This is a genomic window from uncultured Sphingomonas sp. (assembly GCF_946477935.1).
GTDB lineage: Bacteria > Pseudomonadota > Alphaproteobacteria > Sphingomonadales > Sphingomonadaceae > Sphingomonas.
Window position 1 is genome coordinate 1 of the sequence record NZ_CAMLAC010000354.1, and the last position, 2521, is coordinate 2521.

The following is a 2521-nucleotide window of genomic DNA, read 5'->3' on the forward strand; positions in this document are numbered from 1 at the left end:
GCCCCGGCGGGGGGCGGGGAGTCGAGAAGCGCGTCGAGCAGATCCAGGGGAAGGTTGTCGACGACTTCCCAGCCCAGATCCTCCAGCGTCTTGAGAACGGTGGAGGTGCCCGCGCCGGACATGCCGGTGACGAGCAGGATGCGTTTGGGGATCATTCGGGTGTCGCCTCGGGATGCGCCAGGGCCAGTTCGACCTTTATCGGCGCGGATGCGGGAATGGGATCGAGCACCAGTTCGCGGACCGCGACGCCGGCGACGCGGCGGGTGCGACGCTCGGGCAGGCGGGCAGGCGTCTCATCCAGGCGGACGATGAGCGTGACGGGCACATTCTCGACATGGGGCAGCGCCACGATGCCGAGCCCGCGCACCTCGATACGGCCGGCGATGGTGGCGGGGGCGCGGGCGAGCAGGCGGTCGCGTTCGCGGACCAGCAGGGTGTAGTCATCGCTGACCAGCCGCGCGCCGCGATCGATCAGGCGGAGCGCAAGGTCGGACTTGCCCGCACCCGATCGCCCCTCGATCAGCACCGCATGGTCGCCGATCGCGACGCAACTGGCGTGCAGGGTTTCGGAAGATGGTATCGCCAGGGTATTCGCGCTCCGTGTCAGCGAGACGGGGCCAGCGGTATGCGCACGACGAAGCGCGCACCCCTGATCCGGTCCTCTCGCGATTCGACGATTATGCTGCCCTGATGCGCCTCCACGATCGTTCGTGCAATGGCGAGGCCGAGGCCGGAATGCCGGCCGAATTCCTCTCCATCGGGGCGGTCCGAATGAAAGCGGCGGAAGATCGCCTCGCGCGCATGTTCCGGGACACCGGGGCCTTCGTCTTCAACGCGGACGACGAGCGTGCCATCGTCGGGGGCGACGCCGATCGCGACGGTGCCGCCATCGGGCGAAAAGGAGATGGCGTTTTCGATCAGGTTCTCGAACACCCGTTCCAGTCGCGCGCCTTCGCCCTGGACGGTCCAGTCGGCGGGGCCGACCGCGTCGAGGCGCAGGCGGATGTCGCGTTCGACGCCGCGGGCGATGCGCTGGTCGAGGAGGGCGCGGATGAGGGCGACGATGTCGACGGGCTCGAACTTGGCGCGGCTGAGCTGTGCGTCGAGGCGCGAGGCGTCGGAGATGTCGGTGATGAGGCGGTCGAGCCGGTGGACGTCGTCGCGCACGATCGCGAGCAACTGCTGCTGAAGGGCGGGGTCACTGATCCGGTCGAGGCTTTCGACAGCGGAGCGCAGCGAGGCGAGGGGGTTCTTCAGTTCATGGGTGACGTCGGCGGCGAAAGCCTCGGTCGCGTCGATGCGGTCGCGCAGCGCCAGGCTCATGTCGGAGAGCGCGCGGGCGAGCATGCCGAGTTCGTCGCGGCGATCGGGCAGGCGGGGTACGACCACTTCGCGGGCGCGACCGAGGCGGACGCGGACCGCTGCGCGGGCGAGGCGGCGTAAGGGACGGACGATGGTGCGGGCGAGGAACAGCGACAACAGCACCGAGATCAGCGTGACGACGCCGAGCACGACGCTGAGGCGGAAGCGTTCGCTGCGCACCGTTTTGGTGATGCTGCGCGCGTTGATCGTGGTCATCACCGTGCCGCCACCACGCACGGGTGCCGCGGCGGTGATGACGGGGGTGCGATCGGGCGCGCGCCAGACGCTGGTGGCGATCACGCCGCGCCGTTGCGCTGCGGCGACGTCGGGCCAGCCGCGTCCGTCGCGCTGTTCGCGGTAGAGCGGCGCGCGGGTAGCGCCGGCGACGGTATCGATCACCGCGTCGAGCAGGCGCGCGCTGACGGCCCGCCAGCCCTGCTTGTCGGGATCACGCAGCACGACGTTGCGCAGGCCGAGCGCGCGACTGTCGGCGACCAGCGCGCCGGCGGGGTCGTAGAGGCGAATGCGCGTATCGGTGTCGGCGGCGAGGCGCAGGATCAGCCGGTCGCGCTGGTCCTGCACGACGGTGCCGATCGCCTCCGCCACCAGCCGCGCCTCGCGCCCGGCCTGCGCAACGCGGCTGTCGACGATGCGGCTGCGATACGAGTCGAGATAGAAGAAGCCGCCGGCGAGCAGCAGCAGCGCAAAGATGTTGACCGCCAGGATGCGTCGGGTGAGCGAGATCTGCCCCGACCAGCGCAGCGCGAGGTCGGAGGCCTCACTCCTCGGAGAATCGGTAGCCGGCGCCATAGAGCGTTTCGATGGAGTCGAATTCAGTATCGACCTGCCGGAATTTGCGGCGCAGGCGCTTGATATGGCTGTCGATCGTGCGATCGTCGACATAGATGTCGTCCTGATAGGCGGCATCCATCAACTGGTTTCGGGTCCGCACGATGCCCGGCCGCTGCGCCAGCGTTTCGAGGATCAGGAACTCGGTGACGGTGAGCGTCACCGGCTCGCCGTTCCAGGTGGTGCGGTGACGCGCCGGGTCCATCGTCAGGCGGCCGCGGACCAGCGGGCCGGTGGGCGCCTCCGTCGCGCCTCCGGCCGCGGCCGTGCCCGGCTGGGTGATTTCCGAGCGGCGCAGGATGGCGCGGAC

The 2521-nt window shown here is 69.7% G+C and carries 4 protein-coding genes; all 4 read right to left on the minus strand.

The window, feature by feature from the left end:
• Nucleotides 1-155: RNase adapter RapZ (locus Q0U08_RS19780; RefSeq protein WP_298093504.1), on the minus strand; the 155-nt coding region annotated here is incomplete at its 3' end.
• Nucleotides 152-586 (minus strand): HPr kinase/phosphorylase, encoded by a 435-nt coding sequence (locus tag Q0U08_RS19785; protein ID WP_298093506.1) that lies wholly within the window; start codon nucleotides 584-586, stop codon nucleotides 152-154. The genes Q0U08_RS19780 and Q0U08_RS19785, both read right to left, overlap by 4 nt.
• Before the next feature lie 17 nt (nucleotides 587-603).
• Complete coding sequence (locus Q0U08_RS19790) at nucleotides 604-2172, minus strand: stimulus-sensing domain-containing protein (RefSeq protein ID WP_298093502.1); 1569 nt, start codon at nucleotides 2170-2172, stop codon at nucleotides 604-606.
• The coding region (locus Q0U08_RS19795) for a response regulator transcription factor (RefSeq protein ID WP_298093503.1) at nucleotides 2141-2521 on the minus strand (381 nt) is incomplete at its 5' end. The genes Q0U08_RS19790 and Q0U08_RS19795, both read right to left, overlap by 32 nt.

Excerpts from the sequence above, each read along its gene's own strand:
- Q0U08_RS19790 (WP_298093502.1), bottom strand. The coding sequence starts at position 2,172 with ATGGCGCCGGCTACCGATTCTCCGAGGAGTGAGGCCTCCGACCTCGCG.